At 55.6% G+C, this 24,113-nt stretch carries 29 protein-coding genes and 1 pseudogene; all 30 read right to left on the bottom strand.

All coding sequences use genetic code 11. The annotated features are described in order from the left end of the window. Nucleotides 1-2 precede the first annotated feature (2 nt). Nucleotides 3-416, bottom strand: a complete 414-nt coding sequence (locus ACRQU7_RS10715) for a hypothetical protein (protein WP_444640759.1) — start codon at nt 414-416, stop codon at nt 3-5. A gap of 446 nt (nt 417-862) precedes the next feature. After that, nucleotides 863-1,333, bottom strand: coding sequence for a hypothetical protein (locus tag ACRQU7_RS10710; protein WP_444640757.1), 471 nt, complete (start codon nt 1,331-1,333; stop codon nt 863-865). A gap of 209 nt (nt 1,334-1,542) precedes the next feature. Further along, the gene (locus ACRQU7_RS10705; protein WP_444640755.1) at nt 1,543-1,845 is read right to left on the bottom strand and encodes a plasmid segregation centromere-binding protein ParR; all 303 of its coding nucleotides are present in this window, start codon (nt 1,843-1,845) and stop codon (nt 1,543-1,545) included. Between the two features lie 5 nt (nt 1,846-1,850). Beyond that, the gene (locus tag ACRQU7_RS10700) at nt 1,851-2,735 is read right to left on the bottom strand and encodes a ParM/StbA family protein (RefSeq protein ID WP_444640753.1); all 885 of its coding nucleotides are present in this window, start codon (nt 2,733-2,735) and stop codon (nt 1,851-1,853) included. 187 nt (nt 2,736-2,922) lie between these two features. Then, a complete protein-coding gene (locus tag ACRQU7_RS10695; protein WP_444640751.1) occupies nt 2,923-3,966 on the bottom strand; it encodes a M23 family metallopeptidase in 1,044 nt (347 codons plus the stop codon). Nucleotides 3,967-4,064: 98 nt separating this feature from the next. Further along, nucleotides 4,065-4,577, bottom strand: a complete 513-nt coding sequence (locus ACRQU7_RS10690; RefSeq protein WP_444640749.1) for a gamma-glutamylcyclotransferase family protein — start codon at nt 4,575-4,577, stop codon at nt 4,065-4,067. Between the two features lie 23 nt (nt 4,578-4,600). After that, nucleotides 4,601-5,650 carry an amidoligase family protein gene (locus tag ACRQU7_RS10685; RefSeq protein ID WP_444640747.1) on the bottom strand — a complete coding sequence of 350 codons (1,050 nt, stop codon included), beginning with the start codon at nt 5,648-5,650 and terminating at the stop codon, nt 4,601-4,603. A 24-nt stretch (nt 5,651-5,674) separates the two neighbouring features. Continuing rightward, nucleotides 5,675-7,024, bottom strand: a pseudogene (locus tag ACRQU7_RS10680) (VirB4 family type IV secretion system protein); the annotation flags it as partial. Between the two features lie 480 nt (nt 7,025-7,504). Next, complete coding sequence (locus ACRQU7_RS10675) at nt 7,505-7,900, bottom strand: DUF4320 family protein (RefSeq protein ID WP_174193237.1); 396 nt, start codon at nt 7,898-7,900, stop codon at nt 7,505-7,507. After that, nucleotides 7,894-8,259: a DUF3848 domain-containing protein gene (locus tag ACRQU7_RS10670; protein WP_444640745.1), complete on the bottom strand. Its 366-nt coding sequence runs from the start codon at nt 8,257-8,259 to the stop codon at nt 7,894-7,896. The genes ACRQU7_RS10675 and ACRQU7_RS10670 overlap by 7 nt, the downstream gene beginning before the upstream one ends. 106 nt (nt 8,260-8,365) lie before the next feature. Then, complete coding sequence (locus ACRQU7_RS10665) at nt 8,366-9,238, bottom strand: secretion protein F (RefSeq protein WP_444640743.1); 873 nt, start codon at nt 9,236-9,238, stop codon at nt 8,366-8,368. Nucleotides 9,239-9,243: 5 nt separating this feature from the next. After that, complete coding sequence (locus tag ACRQU7_RS10660; RefSeq protein WP_444640741.1) at nt 9,244-10,173, bottom strand: type II secretion system F family protein; 930 nt, start codon at nt 10,171-10,173, stop codon at nt 9,244-9,246. Next, the gene (locus tag ACRQU7_RS10655) at nt 10,170-11,528 is read right to left on the bottom strand and encodes a type II/IV secretion system ATPase subunit (RefSeq protein WP_444645583.1); all 1,359 of its coding nucleotides are present in this window, start codon (nt 11,526-11,528) and stop codon (nt 10,170-10,172) included. The genes ACRQU7_RS10660 and ACRQU7_RS10655 overlap by 4 nt, the downstream gene beginning before the upstream one ends. 11 nt (nt 11,529-11,539) lie before the next feature. Beyond that, a complete protein-coding gene (locus ACRQU7_RS10650) occupies nt 11,540-12,355 on the bottom strand; it encodes an AAA family ATPase (protein WP_086035622.1) in 816 nt (271 codons plus the stop codon). Next, complete coding sequence (cpaB, locus tag ACRQU7_RS10645) at nt 12,355-13,200, bottom strand: Flp pilus assembly protein CpaB (protein ID WP_444640738.1); 846 nt, start codon at nt 13,198-13,200, stop codon at nt 12,355-12,357. The genes ACRQU7_RS10650 and cpaB overlap by 1 nt, the downstream gene beginning before the upstream one ends. 19 nt (nt 13,201-13,219) lie before the next feature. Next, entirely contained in the window at nt 13,220-13,636 is a 417-nt protein-coding gene (locus ACRQU7_RS10640; RefSeq protein WP_444640736.1) for a prepilin peptidase, read from the bottom strand. A 5-nt stretch (nt 13,637-13,641) separates the two neighbouring features. Then, nucleotides 13,642-13,872 carry a DUF6133 family protein gene (locus tag ACRQU7_RS10635; protein WP_444640734.1) on the bottom strand — a complete coding sequence of 77 codons (231 nt, stop codon included), beginning with the start codon at nt 13,870-13,872 and terminating at the stop codon, nt 13,642-13,644. 51 nt (nt 13,873-13,923) lie between these two features. Next, nucleotides 13,924-14,310, bottom strand: coding sequence for a SpoVG family protein (locus tag ACRQU7_RS10630; RefSeq protein WP_444640732.1), 387 nt, complete (start codon nt 14,308-14,310; stop codon nt 13,924-13,926). Nucleotides 14,311-14,351: 41 nt separating this feature from the next. Further along, a complete protein-coding gene (locus ACRQU7_RS10625; RefSeq protein ID WP_444640730.1) occupies nt 14,352-15,350 on the bottom strand; it encodes an IS30 family transposase in 999 nt (332 codons plus the stop codon). A gap of 147 nt (nt 15,351-15,497) precedes the next feature. Next, complete coding sequence (locus tag ACRQU7_RS10620; RefSeq protein ID WP_444640728.1) at nt 15,498-17,414, bottom strand: DUF5057 domain-containing protein; 1,917 nt, start codon at nt 17,412-17,414, stop codon at nt 15,498-15,500. 76 nt (nt 17,415-17,490) lie between these two features. Further along, a complete protein-coding gene (locus ACRQU7_RS10615; RefSeq protein WP_444640726.1) occupies nt 17,491-18,081 on the bottom strand; it encodes a hypothetical protein in 591 nt (196 codons plus the stop codon). A gap of 48 nt (nt 18,082-18,129) precedes the next feature. Then, nucleotides 18,130-18,699: a hypothetical protein gene (locus ACRQU7_RS10610; RefSeq protein ID WP_444640724.1), complete on the bottom strand. Its 570-nt coding sequence runs from the start codon at nt 18,697-18,699 to the stop codon at nt 18,130-18,132. A gap of 40 nt (nt 18,700-18,739) precedes the next feature. Beyond that, nucleotides 18,740-19,339 (bottom strand): YodL domain-containing protein, encoded by a 600-nt coding sequence (locus tag ACRQU7_RS10605; RefSeq protein ID WP_444640722.1) that lies wholly within the window; start codon nt 19,337-19,339, stop codon nt 18,740-18,742. Nucleotides 19,340-19,367: 28 nt separating this feature from the next. Beyond that, complete coding sequence (locus ACRQU7_RS10600) at nt 19,368-19,964, bottom strand: hypothetical protein (RefSeq protein WP_444640720.1); 597 nt, start codon at nt 19,962-19,964, stop codon at nt 19,368-19,370. Continuing rightward, the gene (locus tag ACRQU7_RS10595) at nt 19,957-20,253 is read right to left on the bottom strand and encodes an AbrB family transcriptional regulator (protein WP_444645581.1); all 297 of its coding nucleotides are present in this window, start codon (nt 20,251-20,253) and stop codon (nt 19,957-19,959) included. Before ACRQU7_RS10595 ends, ACRQU7_RS10600 begins: the two co-directional genes overlap by 8 nt. Then, the gene (locus ACRQU7_RS10590; RefSeq protein WP_444640718.1) at nt 20,240-20,686 is read right to left on the bottom strand and encodes an AbrB/MazE/SpoVT family DNA-binding domain-containing protein; all 447 of its coding nucleotides are present in this window, start codon (nt 20,684-20,686) and stop codon (nt 20,240-20,242) included. The genes ACRQU7_RS10595 and ACRQU7_RS10590 overlap by 14 nt, the downstream gene beginning before the upstream one ends. Nucleotides 20,687-20,821: 135 nt before the next feature. Continuing rightward, nucleotides 20,822-21,766 (bottom strand): DNA adenine methylase, encoded by a 945-nt coding sequence (locus ACRQU7_RS10585; RefSeq protein ID WP_444640716.1) that lies wholly within the window; start codon nt 21,764-21,766, stop codon nt 20,822-20,824. Beyond that, nucleotides 21,763-21,969: a hypothetical protein gene (locus ACRQU7_RS10580; RefSeq protein ID WP_086035635.1), complete on the bottom strand. Its 207-nt coding sequence runs from the start codon at nt 21,967-21,969 to the stop codon at nt 21,763-21,765. Before ACRQU7_RS10580 ends, ACRQU7_RS10585 begins: the two co-directional genes overlap by 4 nt. Before the next feature lie 195 nt (nt 21,970-22,164). After that, entirely contained in the window at nt 22,165-23,394 is a 1,230-nt protein-coding gene (locus ACRQU7_RS10575) for a hypothetical protein (protein WP_444640714.1), read from the bottom strand. After that, on the bottom strand, nt 23,381-24,112 hold the full coding sequence (locus tag ACRQU7_RS10570) for a DUF4314 domain-containing protein (RefSeq protein WP_444640712.1): 732 nt from the start codon (nt 24,110-24,112) through the stop codon (nt 23,381-23,383). Before ACRQU7_RS10570 ends, ACRQU7_RS10575 begins: the two co-directional genes overlap by 14 nt. Between the last annotated feature and the right edge of the window lies 1 nt (nt 24,113).

Genomic DNA, 24,113 nt, shown 5'->3' with positions numbered 1-24,113 from the left:
CGTTACTCACCCTTCTGGAATTTCACCACATCTTCAAAATTGACGGAGCCGACTGATTTTTTGACGTCGTTCACGCATTTGCCGCGCAGCCTGCGCAGCATGGCTTCGTCTACATCGGCGTTTGCCGCGAGGATGTTCATCATCATGCTCATCTCGACAGCCAATTTGAAAACAAGGCGGGCCATCCGGCTTTCCAGACTGTCCACCATGCCGGTCATCGCGGATGTGATGGCGGCGGGCAGATAGCGCACGCCGTCCTCCGCCGAAATGTAGCCGCAGTAGAAACGGACGGCTTTTTCGATGAACTCGCTCTGGCTCTGGCAATTGTCCTGCTTGTACCATTTCTCGATCAGAGTGCGTGTTTCCGGATACATCCACAGCGGGAATTTCTTCTTGTTTGCTTTTTCTTCCGACATTGTTTTTCTCCATTCTGTTTTATACAAAAAGGGCCATGACTCCTGTCATGACCCCTCTGTGTAAGGCGTAAAGATGCAGGTTATCGGCCCTTTTTTCTGCCGCTGACCCCGGAACCGACCCCAAGAGACGAAATCCGACCCCGGAGCAAAACGTTCCCCGACCCGCATTGCGGGGCGGTGTGAGCCGCAGCGGGGACGCACCGCGACCCCGCTGCTTTAACCCGCATCGTTTTCCACCCCATGGTTCATTCCCCGAAAGCGGAGCTTCTCCTGTCTCAAACTTCCGCACAAAGCCCCAGCACTGGGTCTCATCGCCTCATGGGTGTAACCGTGCGATCCCTGCTGAAAAAAAGCGACACGGGGGCACATGGGCGGCGACACGGGCGAGAAGCAGACTTCGCTGTTTCAAGGGCAGCGTCTACGGGCCCTGATCCTATGTCGGTGCCTTACATCCGCATTTCGGGCGCCTGGACTGGTTGGTTCAGGGAGGGATCAACTGTCAGCAGGTTCCAGCTTCGGTCAGCCGGATGGTAATGGCAACTCTCGACAGTCTGGCCCCTCAGTTCCTCCCAGGTGACCGGGATTTCCGTGCCGCGCTCGCCCGCATGGGCAAACAGCTCGTTCAACGGCCTGTCGGGGGCGATGGTGACATAGCCGCCAGGTGACATGATCTGGATCACGTCGTTTGGATGCTCCCGCACAAACTGCTCCAGCGTTTCCGGTTCTTCCCCAGACTGAGCCATATTCCGTTTGTCAATGACCTCCCGGACTGCGGCCGGCACATGGGACTGATAAAGGGTATCCAACAGGGACTCCATGCCGGATCGCAGCTCGGATTCATCCTTCATATATTTCTGGAGGGCGCACAGTTTTTCGGCGTCATAAGAAATCTGCATTTTAAAAGCTGCCTGTTTCATAGGTCCATTCATCCTTTCCATTTTCGGTTTCAACAATTGGTCTTGTAATCGGCAGGGTTCGAAGGGTATGAGGCCAGACACCTAACAGGGTGCATGCGAGAGTGAGACGGTACGGAATTTAATGCTCCAAACACCTAACAGGGCGCATGATACCGATATGCGATGCCTGCTCGTGAGAGCGTTGGCACCCAATGGTGCTTGGGTGGGTATTATGGATCATCCATCGCGTGGAGCAGGCTGTCCGGCACATCCGAAAGATTTGCCTCATCCAGCTGCAGAACAGCTGCGAAGGCAGGCGGGTCGGACGGCACTTGGCAATCGGTGAAATGCCGCAGTTCCTCCTGAATGGCCGTGCGGACGATCTTCTCCAGTTTCACCGACCGGTCATATAGCAGGATACAATCCACAATAAACTCCGTGCGCTGCCCGACAGGCTGTTCATCGAGCAGGCGGGCAGCTTCTCTATGCCGTGCGGCTTGTAAATCAAAGGAGACATTGAAGCGTTTTCTCATGTCGCTCACCCCAACAGCAGACGATAGCCATCCGCATTGGCGAAGCGGTTCAGAACGGCCACCGTATTGACGCTGCCGCCACGCAGCAGGCCGCCGAGCAGCTCCGCGCCGCCGCCCGCGAACACGGTGGGGAGCTTCAGGTCAAGTCCCCTTTCCCGCAGTGTGTTAAGTAATTCCCTGGTATACCTTTGCATTTCCTGTTCCACGGTCTGCCGTATGAAGTCCTGATCCGCGTGCTGAATTTTACCGCGGATGGCATCGGTGACAAGTTCGTCGGTCAGCAGGATGTCCCGTTGCCGCAGGATGTCCTGAATGCGGGTATAGAGCGTGATGGTGCCCATCCGGAGGCTTGTGCAGCTCGATCGGTCCAGCCTGGAGCCATGCATGGTTAGAACATCTACCGTATACCCCCCGATGTCGGCCAGGGTAATGCTGCGGTATCCCCGGAGCTGAGGATAGTACCGGCAGAGTGCCGCATGCCCTTGGGCGAACACTTTGCAATCCGCAATGTGGCAGCGGTAATCCGCTCCTTCAAACCGGAAAGTCAGATTTCCGCGCAGAAAATATTGGCGGAAGGCGTCTTTCTGCATTCCGTATGCTTCGATGGGCAGCCCTACGCCCAGAAGGACATCTGCTTCCTGAACACCCGCCTTTTTCATGGCGGACGCAATGGCCGGCAACGTCAGAAGAAAGGTGTCCGGATCTTTCGTTTTGTCCTGCTGAAACCGCATCCGCTTTTCGCCAATGGCGTAATATCTGCCGCTATAGCAGAGCTGCATCTCATCCGTGATGAATTCCTTATCGCTTGCCGCGTACCCGGAGGCGTACAGCATCCCCTCTGAGGATTTGGTGTTGTAGTTTCCGTTATCCACACCGAGTTTGATCACCATCTGAATCACACCTCTCTTGAAAAATATAGACAAGTCGCATGGCCTGCCTCCATATGATTGCTTCCCGGATTACATGCCACTGAGGTTCAGCATGCTTTACCTCCTTCGAAGCACAAAAAGCCGCCTCCCAAGAGACGGCTTCGATCGGTTTTATATTAAAAGGTCTCCTGTATGTACGGGGCTTGCTTTACGGCAGATACCCTCTGGGGTTGACTGCCTTGCCGCCGATGCGCACTTCAAAGTGCAGGTGGCTGCCTGTGCTGTGGCCGGTGTTTCCAGAAAGTGCGACGACGTCGCCGGCTTTGACAGCTTGCCCTGCATGGGCGATAATTTGGGAGCAGTGTCCGTACAGCGTGATCAGCCCGCCGCCATGGCCGATTATAAGATAATACCCATAGCCGTCAGGATCCCAGGCAATCTTGGAAACAGTTCCATCCTTCGCCGCATAGACCTGTGTGCCGGTCGGTACGCCCAGATCGATGCCTGTATGGACAGTGGCTTTTCCGTTGATCGGGTCAATGCGGGGCCCGAATTCCGAGGTGACCAGTGCCCGCCAGTTACTTCCGACAGGGGAAATCAGGCCGGCAGTGGAGGGTACTTGCGATGAGACGGTAAGCCCTGTGCCGGTTTCGCCCAAAGCTCTTTGACAGATTTCATCGGCATTGGATTTTTCATCGTCCGTGACGGTCCGGCCGAGGAGTCTGTCAAGATTCTTATAGACCTGATTGAGATCAGTCAGCGGAACAGCTGCGTCATAGCTCTGTTCAGTATGGGTTCCATCCGAATTCTGAACAGTGCGGGTGCGGGTTTCCGTTTTTGCAAAGCAGCCGGCAAACGAATCGTAGTCCACCCCCTGCAGGGAGTCGGCGCCGAAATACAGAGAATAAAAAACAGCCTTGACCCGCGTGGAGTCGAGGCTTCCGTCCCCGGATTCAATATGCAGCTGTGCGATCGCATCGTCCAACTGGCTGAACGCATCTTGCATTTCTTCAATATGCTGCCGATATTCAGAGGGAACATCCGAGGAGATCGTCCCTCCGTGGAAGGCGAGATTCACAGCGTCGTTGTTGTGTGCCGCGCCCCCGGAGAGAAAACTCATGAGTAAAAGTACGGCAAGAATAAAGGGCATCAGGACAGCGGTGATGGTTACTGCGATCACCTTCCACGTCCGTTTGTCTGTGGCGGCGGCAACCGCCGCCTTAACTGCAAGGGCCACAGCGGGTGCAGCCATGAAGCATTCCTCCTTTGGGCAGAAAAGAACAGACACCCCGGCGGGTAGTAGGGCGTCCGCTTTACGCTCCTATTGCAATAATCGATTGAGCGTTATTTTCATTTCATATTGAACAGACTGCCTTGTTCCAGATCCGGTGATTCCTGTTCGGACTGCTCTTGTTCTTCGGCCAGACGGATGGACTTTTCCACGGACCTTTCCAGAAAATCCGTATCAAAGTTCGCCGTTTTATAACCCTCCATGATGACTCCCAGGTAGTAATCCGAAGGGGTCCCGAAGGGATGCCTGTCGTTCATGATGTAGACCATGGCCGGTTGTGTCTTTCCCCCAAGTTGCACCGGCAGGATCTCTTTGTGATAAAAATGGGGGTATCCTTCATACCGGTCGAGTGCCTGCTCGTCGGCAGGCCGGATCTTCCATAACAGAATGGGAACATTCGCCCCCTTGAGCGGCTCCACGGTGGCAACCGCCCCACGGCGTCCGCCGCGGAACAGCAGTTCATAATCCCTGATCTCGCTTGTTCCAACCACTTTGGCGGTCGGGCAGCGGTAAGCCATCTGCGGAAGGTTAAGGTTGCTGCCGTAAGCGATATACAGCATAGATTTGCTCACAAAAACACATCTCCTTTATATGTTTACATACGCATGACAAGGGCCGGGGACTCGTCCTCCCCGGCCGATTTCTGCTGTGGAGTGGCCGTTGCAGTCTCCTGTTGGGCTTGGCTTTCTGCGGCCGATTCCAGTTCTTTTTCTTTTTTCTGCCGTAACCTTTGCTTTTGCTGTATAGCCTGCTCGGGGTTTTTCCACGCGATACAGCCGTCCAGATGCTCCAGCAGATGCAGCCGGGCGGTTTTGAATTCATCCCCAATCAGCCCAAGCCGTAAAAGCCAGGTGCGGAAAGTGTATTTTTCATTGGTGCTGTGGGTTTTCTGCCTGCTGGCGCAGCGCTGGTTGAGGGCCTGCGCGGAAACGGCGAGGCAGAACTGGATATATGCCTTGATCTTTCCGGCATGAGTGGTGGAATTAAAAAGCCTGAACTCAATTGTGCCCTTTTGGAACACGCTATGTAAGTTCAGGCAGTGGTAACGGGAATCGTCGTAATGGTGGTAGCTCCGGTCTGCGCCTCCGTACCAGATGCGGCTGACCTCATTGAGCGTTCTGGGTTTTTTGCGATTGAGTTCTTCAAGAAAACGCTGATCGACCTTTCTGCAATATTGGTGCTCGCGGGCAACCTCCACCTGCATGGCCTTATAGATCAGATCCTCTTTCGCAGCCATGATATTGGTGATGTTGCGCAGAGTGTTCGCGTTGTGCGGAGAGGCGTCCACATGCACATGGATCCCGCAGCTTTTATCGGCGATCATTCCGGCGCCGCGCAGTTTCCGCACGATTTCCTGGATGATTTCGATGTCACCCCAATGGCAGATGGGGCTGACCAGCTCCACACTGTAATCATGGTCCGCGGGAACAAGCCTGCCTCCTTCTTTTTTCTGACAGGTGATACTGCCGTCGCTCATGACCTTCCAGCGGCGGCTCTCACTGTCCAAAACAGAATATTCGCCGTAATACCCCCCGTCGCGGCTGACGGGATTCCCGAAATGTTCGGACAGCACACGTGCGGCAGCCTCACGGGTCAAGCCTGTCATCTCGATTTCAATCCCGAACCGCTGTTCTTTCATGTCCAAAATTTTTCATCTCTTTTCCGATGATCAGCGGCCTCCGGCCGTACCGAAGAGTTTTGATTTGTACTCCGGTGCGGTGACCATCAGGTTATACCGCTCGTTGCCGCATTTATACAAGCATACGCCCCGCTGGGGGTAGCGGATCAGGTTGTACTCGGATTCCTCGAACTGCAGGGAGTCGATGTAAAAACGCTTGTCGATGTTGCCAGCGTTGAAGAGGAACGCGTGCGTGGGGATGGAAAACAGCGGCTTCGTCAGCTCCCTGATGCCCTCGATGTTGAAATCTTCGAGATTCTGCGAGGCCAGAATCATGGCGGAGTCCTTTTTCCGTACCCGCTTCATGCAGCTTCGAATATACTCAATGACCACATAATTGTTGCCGTTCCCGCCGCCATTGTTGGTCAGGAACAGATACAGCTCGTCGATGCTGGCGGCCGTATTGCCTTCGGTCAGCAGTTTGTCGGACATAAAGGAAAGGACGTTGAACAGGAGAGCGCTCTTGACATTCCGGCTGGCCTGCAGTAATCCCTTGACGCCAAACACAATAAAGCGGTTGGAAGTCACATTGGTATGGCCGTTGAAGAATTTGCTCTCGGCGCCCTGGCACATGGAGTGGAGCCCCAGCAGGATTTCCTGCAGGAGCTCGGCGGTGTAGAGCTGATATTTTGCCTGGTCGTAGCTTTTGTACTCATCCTCAATCAGCGCGTACAGGTCGGAAAGGATGGGGTAATCAGCGGCCTCCAGCTTGCTGAAATCGGTGCGGTCGCTGAGCCCCCATTTTTCATAGAGCTTACCCAGCATGATTTCGATAACATCGATGTGGCGGTCGGAAAAATTCTTGTAACAGCGGAAAAAGTCCTTCAGGAAAGAAACATGCTGGCTGAGCTTTGTCCGCTGCCGGAATGCCTGGGGCGCTTCCTTGTCCTCGGGGCTGCCGCCTTCGTCCCAGGTCTTGGGCTCCAAAGGGTTTATCATATATTGACCGCTCATGAGGTCGGCAAAACACCCCCCGAGGTTTTCGGCCAGATCAACGTATTCATGTTCCGGATCGAGGCAGATCACGCTTTTTCCGGATTCAAGGATATTGCAGAGGATCAGCTTCAAAAGGTGGCTTTTGCCCTGGCCGCTATTGCCAAGGATCAAAATATTGCTGTTGGTTTTATCATCGTCCCGCTTGTCGAAGTCCACGATTACATTCGAGCCGAACTTATCGCGGCCCAGGTAAAAGCCATGGGGATCTGTTTTGCCCGAATAATTAAAGGGGTACAGGTTGGCGGCGGAGCTTGCGGGCAGGACCCGCTCAAATTGGCTGGAAAACGCATTCCAGCCTGAGGGGATGACGCTCTGGAATCCCTGCTGCTGGCGGAGCAGGAGTTTACTTCCAGTTGAATCGTCGCGTCGGCCGCAAAGGCCGGACTGTTTGCAGGGTTGGAGGGCGCCAGCGGTGCGTTTTGAATGGTCACCGACAAACCAGATATCTTGAATTCCTCCGCGCCGTCTGCTTCCTTTACATGGGCTCCGTTCTCATTTTTCAGGCCGAGGTTCCGATCAAGCCGGCCATAAATATCGCCGGTACTGACGCTTCCGACCCAGGAAGAGCCGCTGGGTCGATATCCACCGGAATATCCCTCACGGACTCCGTGATAAACGTTGCTGTAATTGTCGGTTACGGTAGCGACGACGGCAGACTGCACCGCATCCCGGACGCCCGACGCGATGATGCATAGACGCAGGTATTCGGAGATCCCGCACAGGATGAGCACCAGCGCGAGGGCGACCGCCACAACCAGCGGGAAGGAAAACCCGCGCCGGTCTTTCAGAATATGCTTCAGTTTTTTGCGCACGTTTTCCTTCACCTCATTTCCAGTAAATTTCGCTTTTCCCGTTGGCCTTTCCTTCCAGATTGATCGGAAAACTGCCGAATCCGCCGAACAGTCCGATATTCGCCTGTGCGGACACCGTCACTGTGAATTCCTGATCGAGCGGGATTTTACCTGTCCTTGACCAGTCGACAGACGGGTGCAGCCCGGTCTGTTCCTCCAGTTCCCGCGCCCGTGCGTCCGTTTCCGTACCGACGCGGCCTGAGATCTCCGCTTCCCGGCACAGCTCCGTGGCAAAGGAGTCCAGCTGGTTTTTCTCTATATACACGGGAAACAGTTTGACCGCGAAAGCGATGACCAGCATGGCGCAGAGCACCAGCACCGCGATGTCGATATAACCTTCCCCGCGGCGGGAGCGGAGCCGTTTCAGCACAGTTTCACCCCCTGCTGTTCCGGAGGGTGAAAATCCTCGTCAAGTTCATAACTCTGCTCTGCGTCGCCGCGGTCCGCGACCGACCAGAGAACATGCTCCATATCCTCATCGGGCGCATAGGATTCTTCCTCCATCCACTGATCCCGCACAACCTCCAGAGGGTTCCGGAATCGGAGCAGATATTCCATGTCCCTGAAATGGCTGGCCCGGAGCGCCTTGTATACCGTTTTGGTTGCGGCGATTTCCTCCGCTTTTTCGATCAGGGTCGGTGTGTCGAGATTTAACCATCCCTGCACAAAGGCATTGTAATTTTCATCGAGCTTTTCCTGAAGCTCCTGCAGCGTTTTCTGATGGTCCATCTATAAACCTCCCTTCCTCACATACATGGATATATTCAGGATCGCGGGTGCCTTGTTTTCCGCTGGATGCTGTCTGCACCCGCGTCATATTAGCGGCGGTTCGCCGCTAAAACATGGTGCCGAGGGATTTCATGATTGAGATCGCCATGACGGCGAGCCATGTGAACAGGAAACACATCAGCATCACAAAGGAATAGACGCGGATCTTCGGCGGAATTTTAAGCGCCTCGCCGCGCAGCCGCTGGAGCTCCAGCGCCTTGAAGTCGTGATCGAGCATCTGGAAATATACCGCCCCGTCGTCGCCCCGCAGCACCCCGATCAGGCCGCGCGTCACATCGGATATACGAGGCGAATTGAACCGGGCCTCAAAGCGGGTCAGCGCCGCCTCATAGGAGGAAGAGCGCATGTCGGCGGTCAGGATTCCCAGCTCATTCGCAAAGGCTTCGCCCGCGTTTTGCTTGTAATGCTCCAGCATCGCCAGCACGTCGCGGCTGGATTTGAGGGATTGCTCAATGGTCGCCACAAAGCGGGGCAGCTCGCTTTCAATCTGCTCGCGTTTCGCCTTGAGTTGCTCGTCCGCCTTTCGGATTTCTTTGAAATATACAAGGGCGGCAAGCAGCATCAGCACCGGAACCAGCAGCGGAAATAAGAACAGACAGGGGATCACAAGGACAGCGATCGCTCCGCTTTTCACAATGGCATACGCGGTGTAGACCTCCGGCGTCATGGGAATCCCCGCCGCTTTGAGGGTGTTCTCCAAACGGCTGCGTTTATATTCGTCCATGCGGATAAGCCTTGCCAGCTTGCCGGCACACATCATGAGGTAAGCCTCCACGCTTTTGGCGGATTTTTTCCGGGGCTTCCCGGCGCTCAGCAAAGCCTTGGCCGCGGCCAGCGTCGGAAGCTTCAGCAAATCGGAAAGAAGAAAAAACAGCCCCGCCGCAAGCAGGACCGCAAAAAGAAACAGCAAGCCCGTCATCCCCGTCACCTCCTGTAGCGGATGGGCTTTGTCAGTTTAATGACAAAAGCACCGCAGATAAAGATTGCCGCGGCGCAGGCCGCAAGGACGATCTGGCCCGCGAGGCTATGCATCAGCGCCGCGTACCAGCTCCGATTGAGAAAATACATGAGCGGGATATTGCCGACAACCAGCAGTGCCATGATGACGAATTCCTTTCGCGGTTCAAACACCAGGTAGTCCAGCTCGGCGTTGACCACGCGAATGTCGGAGAGTTTGGTAACAATCGGCGTCAGCGTGCTTTTCAGGCTCCTGTCGTATTGACACGCGGCGACGGCATCGCACCATTCCTGAAACACTTCGTTTTGAATTTTGGGCTTCATCTCGCGGATTGCCGCCTCCACGTCGGGGTCGATGAGCTTAACCCGCGCGGAAAACTCCGCAAAAACATTCTTCACCGGCGGGTTCAGATAGGGCAGGTTTTCCTCCATCGAGGTCAGCAGATCCTCATTCCGCAGGTAGGCCGACGTGACAATAGAGAGCGCCGTTTCCAGTTCGGCGGCGACGTTCTTTTTGAAGTGTTCCGCCGTCGTCCGGACATAGAGAAACGGCAGGAACGCGAGCCCCACCGCCAGAACCGGCACAAGAAACACATTCTGCATTAGAATGGCAACGCACGCTCCGAAAGCGAAGAACAAGAGCGACGCCGCGCAGACCATGGAGAAGCGTTCGCTCCGTCCGGTCATACGGAGGATTTCCTGCGCCTCGATGATTTCACGGCGCAGGAATGACGGCTTTTTTCGCCTGGTGGTTTCATTGATCTCATCCCGGATGCTCCGGGGCCGTTTCAGCAGAAAGCCGAACAGCCCGTCCGCGAATTCCAGCGGCGAGAGCTTCAGAATCATAAAAGCGCCGGCGATCAGACCGGCGCAGGCAAACAATTCTATTGCGGTCATGCGGCCTCGCCTCCAATCTGCAGGATCCGTTTGAGGATGTCCTGCGGCATGCCGTTTTCAATGAGCCGCCTCTGCAGGCTCGGAGAGATACCCTGTACCACGCTGTGGCTGCCGCTGATGATGAACCGGCCGTCTTCGATACGGTTTTCATTGATGGCGAACTGGAAGATGGGGCGAAAATTTCTTGTGCCGTCCGGCAGGATTTCGCACTCCATCACTTCCATCACACGGCGCTGCCGGTTTTCGAGCTGTTTGCAGAATACAATCAGCGGGAACGCCTCCGTGACATAGCCCATGAGGGTCGCGTCGGGCGTATCGACGGCGCGCTTGCACAGGGATACCATACGGGAATAGGTTGCCTGGCAGGAGTTGGCGTGGATTGTGGTGACAACCGCGATGCCGGTGCGGGCGGCTTCCTGCGCCGCGTCCGCTTCGGGTCCGCGCATTTCACCCACCACGACATAGTCTGGGTTGAAACGCAGAGCGATGTCCAGCAGGTCGGTCTGGTCGATTCGCTGCCGGCCGTTTTCGCTGTCGCGGGTCAGCGTGTGGATGACGCTGTTGCGGATTTTCCCGTTTGCATCCCGGCGCACCAGCGAAAGTTCGCGGCTCCCGGATTCAATGGTGAAAATGCGCTTGTTGTCCGGTATAGTGGTCAGGAGCCATCCTGCCAGCGTGGTCTTGCCGGATCCGGTCGGCCCCGCGACGCAGATGGAAACGCCGTAACGCAGGCACTCGGAGAGAAAATCCAGCATGTCCTCCGTCGCCGTGCCGAGACGGATAAAATCATCACGCCCCATGTTCTGCGGGTTGACGATCCGGATGGACGCGGCCACCGCCACATCCTCATCCACCAGAGGATCCTTGAGCGTTGCGATGCGGATGTTTTTGCTCAAATGCCCCAGCACGGCCGGGCTGGCATTGTCGAGCACCATGCCCGATATGTGGAGCATGCGGCGGATGACGCTGACGGCGTGCGCCGGGGAATCGAAGCGTTCATCGAGTTTTTTTATGCTGCCGTCGCTGTACTGCACCTCCACGTCGTCCCAGGCGTTGACGTCGATTTCTTCAACGCCGGAGCCGAAAATGTAATGGGTCAGGAAACCGAACTCCGCCATTTCAGTGTGCAGCGCCTCTACGAGCCGGGGCTGATCCATGCCGGCGACGGCGATCCGGTTTTCCCGCACATACTGCGCGATGTACCGCTTGAGCTGCGCCTTGGATTCAAGGCCCGCCCCCGCCAAAAGCAGAGAGGCGTAGTGGGTGGAGATATACCCCTGAACTTCCCGCAGAACCTCTCCGAAGTCTCTGGATTCGTCCGCGGGTGTAAAAAACAGGTTCTGGCTGTCTGTCATATGAATGGGCTTCAAACGTCGAACACCTCCTTGCTGATTTTCTGAATTTCCCTGCGAAAGCCCCGGCTCTCCTTGAGCGACAACTCCCGGAACAGATCTCCGGCGAGCATCTGGCTTTCCAGCTCGTCGGAATGTGGAATTTTGAACGCAACGTTTCCGAGAACCTGTTCCATGTTTTCGCTGGCCTGATTGGGCTTAATGTTGCTTGCCGCCTTATACTGCTTCTCCGCATCCCATTTGTTATCTTTGAGGAGCGGAAGCTGGGAGGACAGGTAGCTGACGGATTTCAGATCGCAGCCAACCAGCCGCAGAACGGCGTCGGACTCCATGAGCGCCACCGCTGACAGGATGTCATGGGCGATGGCGCTGCCGCAGTCGATGATTACATAGGGCGCGACCTCCCGCAGACCGGCGATCAGTTCCGCCGCAAGCTCGGAGGTATATGGCGGGTAGGTAAAGACGTTTTCTCCTTTGCGCATTCCGAGAATACTCAAGTGGCTGATGCGCTTATGGGTAATGCAGTTGTGCCGGATCAGGCTTGCGGTGATATGCGAAGCGGCAAGGACACTCCCAAGGGAGCACTCGCACTCAAGGTCCGCGGGCGGGCAGATACAGGGCAGCATGGGAACCGTGCTGTCACAGAGCAGAAGCAGCACGTTGCGGCGCTGATCCGTCAGGTATTGGGCCAGCTTGACGCTGACCGTGGTTTTTCCGGAGGAGGGGCTTCCCCATACGGCCAGAATTTGTGCGGAAGGCTCCGGCTCGGGATCCGCCTTGGACGCGCCGGAGCTCCGGGAGAAAAGGCTTCCGGTCTGAAAATGGAACATTACTGTCCCCCCTCGCCGGAGAAAGCGGCGGTCTGGGAAGAGCTGCTTTCCTGAACCGGGCCGGAGGAATCCGTCAGCGCCGTACTGGAGGCGTCCGGGTACAGCTCTTTCAGGGCCTTGTCCTGTGCGCCCAGGAATTTCTGAGCGTTGTCCTTGCTGCCCCGGTAGACAAGGGCAAGGTGCAGCTTCCCGTCCGCGTCCAGCCCCGCGAGGATGGCGCTCTGCTCCGGCGTCGCCAGCAGGGTGACGGTGCTTGGCAGATTCTTCGCATCATCCGTCGTTGTGCCGCCCGACGATGCGTTCTGGCCGATGTTTGCATTGGCATCCGCGCCCTCACTGGTGGTCACGCCGATGACTTCCACATACTGCAGTTCCTTCGGAGTGACAGTGCTGCCCTGGTTCTGGTAGTCTGGGGCGAGGACAGACACAATATCTCCCGGCAGCAGTTTGCCTGAAACCCCTTCCGCAAGGGTTTTAAGCGTCACGGAAATAGCCTGCCTGCTCCCGTTCAGGGCCGACAGATAGGCGTTTGACACGGTAGGAGTTCCGGTGACTTTCGTGCTGAGGATATAGTCGCCGGGAACGAGCTCCGCGGCAGCGTATTTTCCGACAACACTGTCCGGGCTTTTCAGTACATTTGAAGGCAGGTTGTAACCGCCGACTTCCAACGTCTGCACCATGTCTTTGGTAATCTGCTGCCCGGCCTGGATGTCCTTCGTGACGCGCACAATGCTTGTCTTATGCGAAACCCCGGCGTTAAAAAGGGGCGTGACCGCAAAGCAAATGAGGAGTGAAAACAAAATGCAGAGCGCCCCGAGAACGGTGCGGTTTTTGAAAAAGCTCACGAGATAATCCCTCCAATATTCATAGAAAATAGGCCGCGATAAAGCCGAATGAGATAAAAGGCGCAAGGGGGTACGGCTGGTTCAGCACCTTTCCATGCGGCCTGTACTTCCGATAGATCCGACAGCCGACGTAAAAAAAGAGCATGGAGCTGTAGGCGATGATCTGTGCCCACAGCCCATGCTCAAATCCAACGACGGACCCGGCCGCGATTGTCAGCCATACGTCTCCGAAACCCAGCCTGTCCTTACAGATCAGGGCGAGGATAAAAATTGGGGCGCCCGCGAGGGCGCCGAGCAGCCTGATCGGGTTAAAGACGAGGAGTCCGGCCAGGAATATGCCGGGAATGTCGCCCCTCGGGATCTCCCTGTTTTTGAGATCGCCGGCAGCAGCCGCCGACAGCAGAAGAAAAAAAGCGGCGGTTCGTATCCAGGCCATGGCCTTTACCCGGCATAATTGAACATATCTTTGATCCGCTGGGTCACGGTCGGCAGGATCGTATTGCCGAACAGGGCATACAGGCCGGCGAGGAGCAGCGCACCGATGACGACGGCAATCAGGATTTTGATGGCGCTGTCAACGAATCCTTCCGCCTTCCGGGAAGATATTCTGGCATAAAACCGGAGCAGCTTGCTCGCGAACCCCTTTTTCGCGCTGGATATTTTCTTTTTCATGACATACCTCCGTTATTCTGTTTATACTTTGGGGCGAAAAGATGGCGGGCGTCACACGCCCGCCATCTGCATTCCGGCTTCCTGCTTCGGAGCCTCGGGAGGATGCTGCCTGAGGGCTTCCTTCTGCCCCTGGATCAGCGCCTGGTGATAGGCGTCCAGCACCGCGCCGTTGAGCTGCTCCCGGAATTTCTTGGTGACCGGGAAGCAGATGTCCCGATACTCGCCGTTCCCGGCCCGGTAGCTCGGCATGCTCACGAACAGTCCCTTGCTGCTTTCGAGCACCTTGACATTACGGATAGCAAAGCAGCCGTTCAGGTTGACTGAAGCGTAGGCTTTGATATTGCCCTCCGGCCGGATGGAGCCGATTTTCACATCCACCTGCATGGGCTGCGCCGGACTTTCGGGGGCGGCGGCCGGTACATTCTGCAGTTCACTCATGACTTGTTCCTCCTGTGTTTTCAAATTTGGGTCTTGAATTGTCAAGTCAAGTGCAACGATTTGTTAAAAAAGACTTCAAAGGGTGTTTTCCAAGCCAAGCATTTGCGAGGTCTGTGATTCAGTTTTTCAACGAAGTCTGCGATATCCTCTTCAGAGGACAACGCAATATCAAAGAATTTTGGCAGGTACTCTCTGAGCAAGCCGTTTGTATTTTCGTTTGTACCTCTCTGCCAAGGCGCATGAGGGTCCGGAAAATAAAATGGCAAATTTAACGACTCCGTTACCAGTGTGTGTTCGGCAAACTCCTTGCCGCGATCTGGAGTAATCGTTTTGCGTTTTCTCTTTGGCAAGGCTGATAACAATGCAATCATTTTACCCGCCACAAGAGCCGAATACCTTTTAGCAACTTTTCCGGCCAACAGATAGCGACTGCACCGGTCTGTGATGGTTACAAGGCAGGCAGAGCCTGTTTTCCCAGCCACGGTGTCCGCTTCCCAATGTCCAAGCACTTGTCGACCATCAGCTTCTTTAGGGCGTTGCTGAATCCGGTTGCTGATAACAATCTTTCCTCGGGTTTCAATGCTGCCTTTGCGCCGCCTGGTTTTTCCCCGATGACGCAGCTTTCTGATAATGCCCCGATTCCCATGCGAAAGCCGCCCGGTATCCAGCATCCCGGCGTAAATGGCTCGATAAATGGTTGGATAGCTGATTCTGAAGGCACTTTCTTCATAAACAAGGCGATTCGCAATTTGTTCCGGCGACCATTGATGCTCCAGAAACAAACGCCCCACGATTTCTTTCAATTCGGTATTATCCAACAGCTTTGTGCGCTTACACCTTTTACGCCGTTTCTGATATTTTTCCTGCGCTTCTATTGCTGAGTAGGTTTGGCCCTGACCGGTGCTTCGCCTGATTTCCCGAGACACGGTTGAAACGGATCGGCCAATCTCTTTTGATATCGCGTGCAAACTTTTCTTCTCCGTATAAAGAACCAGTATCTTTTCGCGCTCATTCATGCTAAGATGGTGATAATGGCTCATTGTTTGAAAGTCCTTTCATAGTTGTCGTCGCAAACACTATGATATCGGATTTCAAATTCTGAGTCATCTTTTTTACCTGTTGCACTTACATTGTAAATTCAAGGTATAAAAAGACAGCCTTCCGCTGTCAGTGGAAGAAATCTGTTTTCAATCTGTAAGATCGAAAAACAGCGAAAGGCTGTGAACCGAAGTGTAGGCTTTATCCCAGGCAAGACCGTATTTTGCCGTGAGTGCCAGTGTTCCCGCGGCACCGTTGGGGTTCAGGATGCCGAGAGGAATCCTGCCTGTGACAGCAGATGCATAAAGCGGGGTTGTCCGGTCGATTTCCGACCATGTGTTGCTTCCGGTTGATGTTTCCCTGATCCCCAGCCCGAGGGCGATGTCCGATCTGGTCTGCGCGGAGGTCAGTTTGCTCCAGTCCGCATACTTGGACGGCAACACGTCGTTCAGCGTGAGCGAACCACCTGCGGATGCAAACAGGCTCTGGACAGAAACCCGGATGGGGATCGTGGAGTTGTTGACGATTTGGACATCCGGCGCCGTAAAAGGAGCCGCGCTGTTGGGGTTGATCGCATAGCCGACGCTGACCGGATGTGTGACGGAAACGAGCTCATCCACATGATAGGTCGTGACTGCTGAAACATTTCCTACGTTGTCTACAGCGGCAATGTGAACATAAAAACCGCTGCCGGATGGCCGCGCAAAGGTGTAGCTTCCCGAGGTGGTGGTGATGGAGCCGTCCGGAACCCCGGATGGGTTATTGTCGATGGAAATGGAGTAACCCTTCATCCCGCTTTCGATACTGGTGCTGATGGTGGGCGAATCGTATTTCACGCCGTCGTTTTGACCGGTGCTTTCCACATAATATTGGTAACCGGTCGGATTATCCTGCGAGGAGTAGTTGACTGTATACTGTGTCCGGCCGGAATTGTGGGTGATGCCCGATATAGCCGGCGCATCAGGTGCATCCAAATCCTGTCCCTTATGGTCATTCCAGCTGGTTGCAGAAGTGATTTGACTGAGATAGAAGAGTGAATTAGCAAGGACTTTTTGCTCATCCGGCGTTGCCGCCCCGTTGGAGTGGCCGGTTTGAATCATTGCCACGTTGTTCCATGTCGTCAGATAAAAATTATTGGTACCGGATTTTCCGTTATAGGTGTTCATCTCGGAGGCGGTGCTCCATAAATTTTGAGGGTATGTCATCCAGATGTCACCCATGGCGAATTGACCATAAGTATGGGACATGGGCGTGTTCAGGATTGAGCCGATATCTCCGATTGCCCAAGGGTAGCTGGTCAGAAGCCCCTTTTTTCTGATCGTAACCTGATTGTAGCCATAGGCCGGAAATTGGCTGAGTCCCCCCAGTGCATACAAGTTTGCGTACTTTTCCGCGAGTCTGCTGAAATAGGTGTGCATGAATTCCGGAGCGCAAGACGCGGTATCGTGCCCAATGAGAAGTCCACGACCAGTATTCACGAACGCTTCAACATACGGTTCGGATGCCGACGTCAGATCCTCGTTGGAATTTCCGTCCCACGAACCGAAAAACACGGTGTCGTACTTATATGAACCGTCTGCCGCTTTTAAATAGGCGTTCGGGTTAGCATTGAAGCTGGACAGAGGAACGGTATCCACTGAGATAAGACCTTTGCCGTACCCATTTAGGCTGTCAGGATTTGTGGCTTCCATCCACATTTTCAGAGACGCGCTTTTGGGGAAAGTATAACTTTTTCCGTCTAATGTGCTTGTGAAGGATACCGTTCCCGAAACGGCCCAAGATCCGGAAAAATTATCCGGGTAGATGTTCAGCACTTTCACGCTGGCCTTTGATGGAATACTTTGGAACGTCGAATCATGGGATGATTTGCTGTACAGCATGTAGCTATACGGCTGGCTTTTGTCGCTGTTTGTCCAGCTCAAAGCAACATAATTTTCTGCGGGATTCGGCGTTGCAGAAAGTGTCAGGGTGGTTGCCGCGGAGGCCGTGATGCCGGGCAAAATGGACGTGAACAGGAGAAAGCAGGCAAGGAGCGGGACGCAACACAGGCGCTTGAAGCAACGCATGAAGAGTTTGACCTCCTTTCCGGGGGACAGACAGCGGCCGGAAACTGTGTGCCTCCGGCCGCCTGTCCGTTATCGGTTATGTGAGCTGGAACAGGAACACGAGACTGTGGTTTGCGGTGTAGGCCGCGTCAAAGGCAAGGCCGTAATCCGCCGTAAGCGTCAGGGTCCCGGTTGTCGCGGGATTCAACGATCCGACCAGCAGCGGCGACGGGGTGGTCGCCCAATGGGTGGCGGTGCTGTAGCCGGAGCTCCAGCCAGTGGAGTCCTTCGCCTTTACGCCGAGCGCGATGTATTTCTTGGAATCCGCGTTATTCAGCGTACTCCATGACTTGGACGCGGGGTCGACGTCGGTAAAGGTCAGCGAGCCGCCGGATGCCGCGGCGAGGGACTGGACGGTGACATTGACCGCCGTCTTGGTGTTGTTGGTGATGCCGATGTCCGGTGAAGTGAACGTGCCGGCGTCGGGGCTGATGGCGTAGGCGACGTTGATGGGGTGCGTCACGCTGATCGTCAGCGGCGAAATGGATCCGTTGATGGTTACAGAGCCGGTGACGTTGCCGGTTCCCGAGTCGGTTGTGGTGGTCGCGGCAAACGCCGGAACCGCCGCGAGGGAAAGCATGGCGAGGGTGACGATGCCCGCAAGCAGTTTTTTGATACCCTTTTTCATTATGGGAAATCCTCCTTATAAATCTGATTGTAAGCCGGAAATCCGGCTTTACGGAACAGTGAGCTTGAGGCGGTAATCCGCCTGACCAAGCAGTGACTTGGTATCCGTGCTGTAATATTTGATATTTGCGATGACGTCGTAAGTACCAGGGGCTACCTTCTGGGAGAGGGTGATCTGCTCAATATGCTGGCCCGGATAGATCGGCACCGATTCCGCGACGGTCTGTCCGTTCAGTATGACAGCGCACTGCTCAATCACCTTGTTGGATGCCGGGTTTTCCACCGTCCATGTACCAACCGTGCCCTTTGCGCCACTTGAAAAAGCGATCTGTTCGCTCACTTTGTCGGTGACTACGACCTCCTTTTCCCGCAGCTCGGACAGGATCTCCTGCCGGGATTTGGGGACGTACCCGCCCGGTAAGGCGTTGCCGTTATTATCGAGTGAAGAAGAAGGGGCCGATTGGCTGGATGGGGACGGGCCGCCACCATTCGGTGTCCCGGCATGGCAAAAAGAAAAAGTGATGCCGATGATCGCAAGCAGAAGGATGAGCAGGATAATCAGCAGCACCCTTTTGCGCTTTTTACTTTTTTCCTTTCCGTTGTTGTTTTCCTGATTCATTCCACACCTCCGTATTTTGTTTGAAATTTTATAGCACCCTTCAGGGACTCAGGGCGGGCCCCTGGCGCATCTCCTGTCCGGGTGGGTCAAATCTGATCTCTTTAAAGCCGAAATGGTCGACATAGTGGAAAGAGCTGCCGGCTTCGTCGTACAGCTCCACCACGTCCGACATAGAGAGGCTGTGCCCCTCGTAACCGGGCGGATGATCGATGTTGAATTTGGTGTAGAGTTCCTCCAGATCGTTGGTTTCCACCTGCCCGTCGTAGGCAATCTGGTAATTGCCGGGATCCGGCTCGCCGAAGTTCTTCAGCAGCTCGTCGTAGCCGACGAATTTCATGCGGACATCCACGTCCGGCTTCAACTGCCATATCCGGCAGCTTTTCAGCGGCGGGCGGTCGGGGAAACCATGGGCCCGCCCGGCTGCGGGGACCTCCGCGCCTGCCGCTGTGGTTTCTCTCGCGGCAGTGAGCCGGTCGTATACACCGTTGGTCCATAGAGTCTCGAGTTTCTCCTTTGTAAGAAAGTCCGAGAGCTCATCGCTTTGGAAGATGGGGTCGACCACGGCCCTGCCGTTTTCCACATAGCCCGCTTCATTGCCGTAATACAGGACGCGGCCGTTTCGGATTTCAATATTCTTCATTGCCGGATCGCCTCACTTTCTCGGAAATTCACGGTTTCATTTCCATCCCGCCGGATACGGGCGCGTCCGACAGCGTTTGTTCTTCATTCAAGCGCTCGATGTCCTCCTGTGTAGGGAAAATGACCTTACCCGCGGTCATTTCGAATACACAGCTGTCTTCGCTGTCGCAGATCATGACGCGGTGCTGGTATCCGCGCTGCGTGTCGATGTACTCCCGCACCTCCATCTCATCGGAAAGAGGAACACCCGCGGCATAGCGCCCGTCCGGCAGGAAGCAGTAACCGAAAAATTGCGGCGCCTTGGGGACCTCCGAATCCAGGGGCCGGATCTGTGACAGCTGAAGCCGCGCGCGGTCGGGAAGCAGCTCGGGTTTCAGCAAACCGAGAATCTCGCTGCGTCTCCGGCGAACACATTCTCCGCCGACGAGGGAAACGGCGCGCACGGAAGAACCGTCGGCCTCGTCCGGGACGCTGCCCCATCCGCCTTCGCAGAAGAGAAGCTGACGGATACCATGCTGATCTTTTGGCACTGCTTCCGGTTTAAGAACGACCACATAACCGGCGATGAACATACCGGTTCCGGTTTGGACGCAGTCTTCCTCGCCATAGACCGGTTTCTCATCCATGGCGGCCTTCCTTTCTCTGCTCGATGAGCTCCAGCAGCCGGGCGGCGATGGCGATCTGGCTTTCCTCCGGCATCTCGCGGATGGCGGCGTGCACGAATGCCTCCACCGCCTCCGGAGATTTGTCCCCAACCTCGACGATGTTGACCTTTTTGACCGACACCCGGCCGTTCTGAACATCCAGACGGACAATGTCGCCGTAGTCCATACCCGCGGCTGAGCGCGCTTCCCGCGGGATCAGCACGCGCCCCTTGGCGTCGAGAATCTTGTAAATCGGCTTATTCACGGAAATAACCTCCTTTCCGCATCACATTCCGAACCGTGCCGGGGTTGAATCCGAGATCGCCGCACAGCCTGCGCAGATCGTCCGGCAGACTGACGAGAGGGTCGAGACGGCCGGGCGCTTCGTCCGAGGCCGTAATGACGATCTTCCGCTCGCCGCAGATGGCGTCAAGTCCGTCGCCGGCGCGGAGCCCCGCCTGCGCCAGCATCTCCCCGGGAAGCACAACTTCCTCCAAAGCCTCGTTGTCAGCCGGATCCTGTTCATCCTCCACGCCGTGGCGGGAAACAAACTCCCGCCACAGAGCCTGCAGAGTGTGTGAATCGTCGCAGATCAGGGCACGGATTTCATCGCCGGGGGAAAGCTCCAGCTGAATGGAGACTTCCTTGGGAATTCTGAGGCGCCCTTTCCGGTCGACGGCGGCGCTGGTTTCAAGTAATCTCATTGCATTTTCCTCCTTGATTTGGGCCGTTTGGTCATAAAACTTCATGCGCGGATTATCGCGCGCCACGATGGATGCAAAAGAGGCGGGAGCGCATGAAGTTTTCGCGCATGTGGCGCGGTTGAATTTATTTTATTGCTATGCTTTTGCATAGCAAAAAAGGCCGGCGTCGGACGAACCGAAGAGGTTCATTTGCACCGGCAGTTCGCGCAGTCTTTCACTGGTGTCATAGTTGGCGATAAGGACTTCGGCGTATTCGCAGCCGCCGTCATACCGCTGGGCAAGGTTGCTCAGGCGGCTGACCGTCTCGATCTGAAAGTCATGGTAGAGCTCACGGATGAATGCGCAGTCGTTATAGCTCACCAGCCATTTCCCCTTGCAGGAAGCGAGCGTGTCCCGCAGACGGTAATGGTCCTCGAGGCCAAACGCCACGGCGTAATGACCTTCCGTCTGGTAATACGGCGGGTCGCAATAATAGAAGGCGTCATCCCGCTCGTACTGCCGGATGAGGGCCTCAAAGTCTTTGTTCTCTATAACCGTGTCGCGGAGCCTCCGGCTGCCTTCCCACAACAAATGGAAGGTCTTGCGGATATCGAAGGGCTGGCAGCCGTAGCTGGTGCAGCCGCTGCCGTAGCTCAGGCGGACGAGTTTGTAAAAGGCCGCGGCCCGCTTGACGTCATTCATCGTTGCGTTTTCGAGCAGGATCGGCTTGATTTCCTCATACTCCGGAGGAGCCAGATAACGCTCGGCGATCTCCAGTTCCTCTTTCAGGTAAGGACTGGTGAATTCCTCTTTTTCGAGGTACCTTTTGAGGACGCCGAATTCGTCCCGCCCGTTAAGGGGCAGAAAGTTCAGTTCCTTCAGAAGCGCGAACGGGCGGTCGCGGACGCAGCGAAAAAGGTTGACAAGATTGGCATTGAAGTCGTTATACACCTCCATAGCGGAGTCGGGCCTTCGTCCGAACAACACCCAGCCGCCTCCGCCGAACACCTCGACATATCGTCCTATCTGAATCGGCATCCGCTGGTAGATCTGGTCGCGCAGAGCTTTCTTCCCGCCGATCCAGCTGATGATGCTGTTCACTTGCGCCGCCTTCTTCCATCGCGGCGGTTCATTTCTTCCTCATCCGTGCGTATGCAGGTCCCGTCCGTGTTCCAGCAGATGAAGCCGATTCCGGGGTACGGGCAGCCTTTGCAGCGGGACAGCTCTTTGGGAAGCGGGAGGGTTACCGGCTTCGGAGGGCCCGCCGATCCTGTTCCGGGATTTTCTTTTGTTTTCTGATCCATGGTTCATCTCCTTATAACGGAAACGGCGCTGCCTTTTTGCAAAGGCGGCGCCGTTTGTTAACCGTATTCGATTGTCCTGCCAACACTTTTCCTCCTGAAACAAAAAAGTGCCTTTTGATCTTCGTTAAAATCAAAAGGCGGCGCAAAGTTTATTCTGTTTACGGTTGCACATCTCTGGATAAAAGTATGATTCATTCACCTCATTTCCATCTGCGGCTCAGGCCGATTCAGGCACTGCTCCACCGTCCGGCCGCCCCGTGAGACGAGGGCGCCGTATTCGGTGGAGGAAGCCTTGTCGCGCTCCATGAGCCTTTCACCGTAAGAGCAGAGGGCCGCGTCACTGGCAAACAGTTCCTCTTTCAGCGGGATTGTACATTTCGCAAGCTCCGCTTTCGCGTAATCCGCAGGGGTCGCGGTTTCCCGCAGAAGCCTGAATTCATCGGTCTGATACGCGAGATCGAGAGCCTCATCCAGAGAGATGTCCTCGGGCGCCACCGCCAGCATCGCTTTGTAAGCGGGGATACCGCCCTCACGGTCAAGATGCCGTAGCTGTCCTGCCAGCTCATTGACCAGACCGTAGCAATCGCCATTTGTTGCTTCCAGCTCATCTGTGATTTTCTCCGTCAATTGCGGAATGGCGCAGTCCACGGCGACAAACGAGCAGTCCTCCGGCGATACCGCGTCCACCTCCTTCACCGCTTGAAAAAGCTCCTGATCGCCGGCGGGCAGCTTCAGGAGCGCGGAGAGACCGTTGTCAGATTCGGGATCGTTGAAATACCCTTTGGTCACGCGCAGGAGCACCGTGTAGTCCGGCTTCTCGGCGGGGACGGCCTCTCCGCTCTGATACAGCCGCGCGATCATACCGTTCTGCACCACATAGCCGTGCGGGGTAAAGACGCCGCCTTCGCCCTCGCGAATCTCTTTTCCGATCTTGCCGAAGTCCAGCCATGCGTAGATATTGTCCGGCAGGCTGTCCAGTTGCAGCACGAAGCCGTTTTCCGCATAAAATTTGCCGAGGGATTCGTCGTTGTGTGCTTCGTAGGCGATCTGACAGTGCTCCATACTGACGGTCATGTTGATCAGCCGCTCCACAGGGATCAAAGCATAGCTGTTCTGGATAGCATCCATCATCACCATCCCTTCGAAGCAGTCCAGCTCCCAATCGCTGAGTGAGGCCAGCCGCTGGGAGAGATGGTTCATTTCATACAGGTTGGAGCTGGGGCTGAGAAATTGGGGCAGGTAGTCCAGCTCGCAGCGCAGGATTTCCGTGGAGTAGATAACCCGTTCGTCGGTCACGCGCGCCCTGTCCAGTGCATCCAGCAGCTCATAGGGGGTGGCGGGCAACGCAATTGTCGACGAAGTATTCGAGCCGAACGTATCGGGACGGCTGATCTCCAGCTCCATGATTCTTTTATTGTTGATCAAGCCGCATGCCTCCCATCTGCTGGCTTTGCTCCAGCTCATCCTGCGTCATGATGTTCCAGCCTTTCTCGCTGCTCCACAGGCTGACGTAAATCTCACCGTCCGGGGTCTTGATCGGCCGCTGCTCGAAGCCTTCCCCAAACCCATCGGACGCCTGGCCGGAGACGTTCGCCTTGAGCCGTTCCAGTTCCTCAGCTGTCAGTTCGCTCTTGATGCGGCACTCAGCGACTCCCATCAATTGGCCCTGGACACGTTCCACCGTGAAAACATAAGACCGCACCTTGTCGTTTACAGCGTCGTCCGCGCCATAGTATTTCATGAGGCCACGCTCCGCTTCCTCCGGCGCGCGCTCCTTCAGAATGGCGGCGAGGATATGATCCTCATAGGGAAGGACCGTCCGGCTGTCAAGCTTGACGGGATCGTTGTCCATGTCGCCGTATTCGTCGCGCTCATAGGTGGTGACGGTGAGCGGCATGTAGAGCTTGAGAGTCTGGAACGGCCGCGGAATGATGGAAAAGTGATCCTCACTGGGGATGAGCGCGAGGGTGCGGCCGTTGTCCCAATTTATCTGGAACTGGCCCGCGTCGTCGATGTACTCGAGCGTCCCCTCGGTGCCGGGCGGCACGGGGGAATAGGGATCGTTCATCTGTGCGAGCCGGATACGTGTGCCCGGCGGGTACTGCTCGCGTAAAAACTCCAGCCATTTCGGATGCTGTCTCATC

The sequence above is a fragment of the Caproiciproducens puteiluti genome, from assembly GCF_052442865.1.
Classification (GTDB): domain Bacteria; phylum Bacillota; class Clostridia; order Oscillospirales; family Acutalibacteraceae; genus Caproiciproducens.
This window is presented reverse-complemented; position numbering and strand designations above follow the sequence as displayed.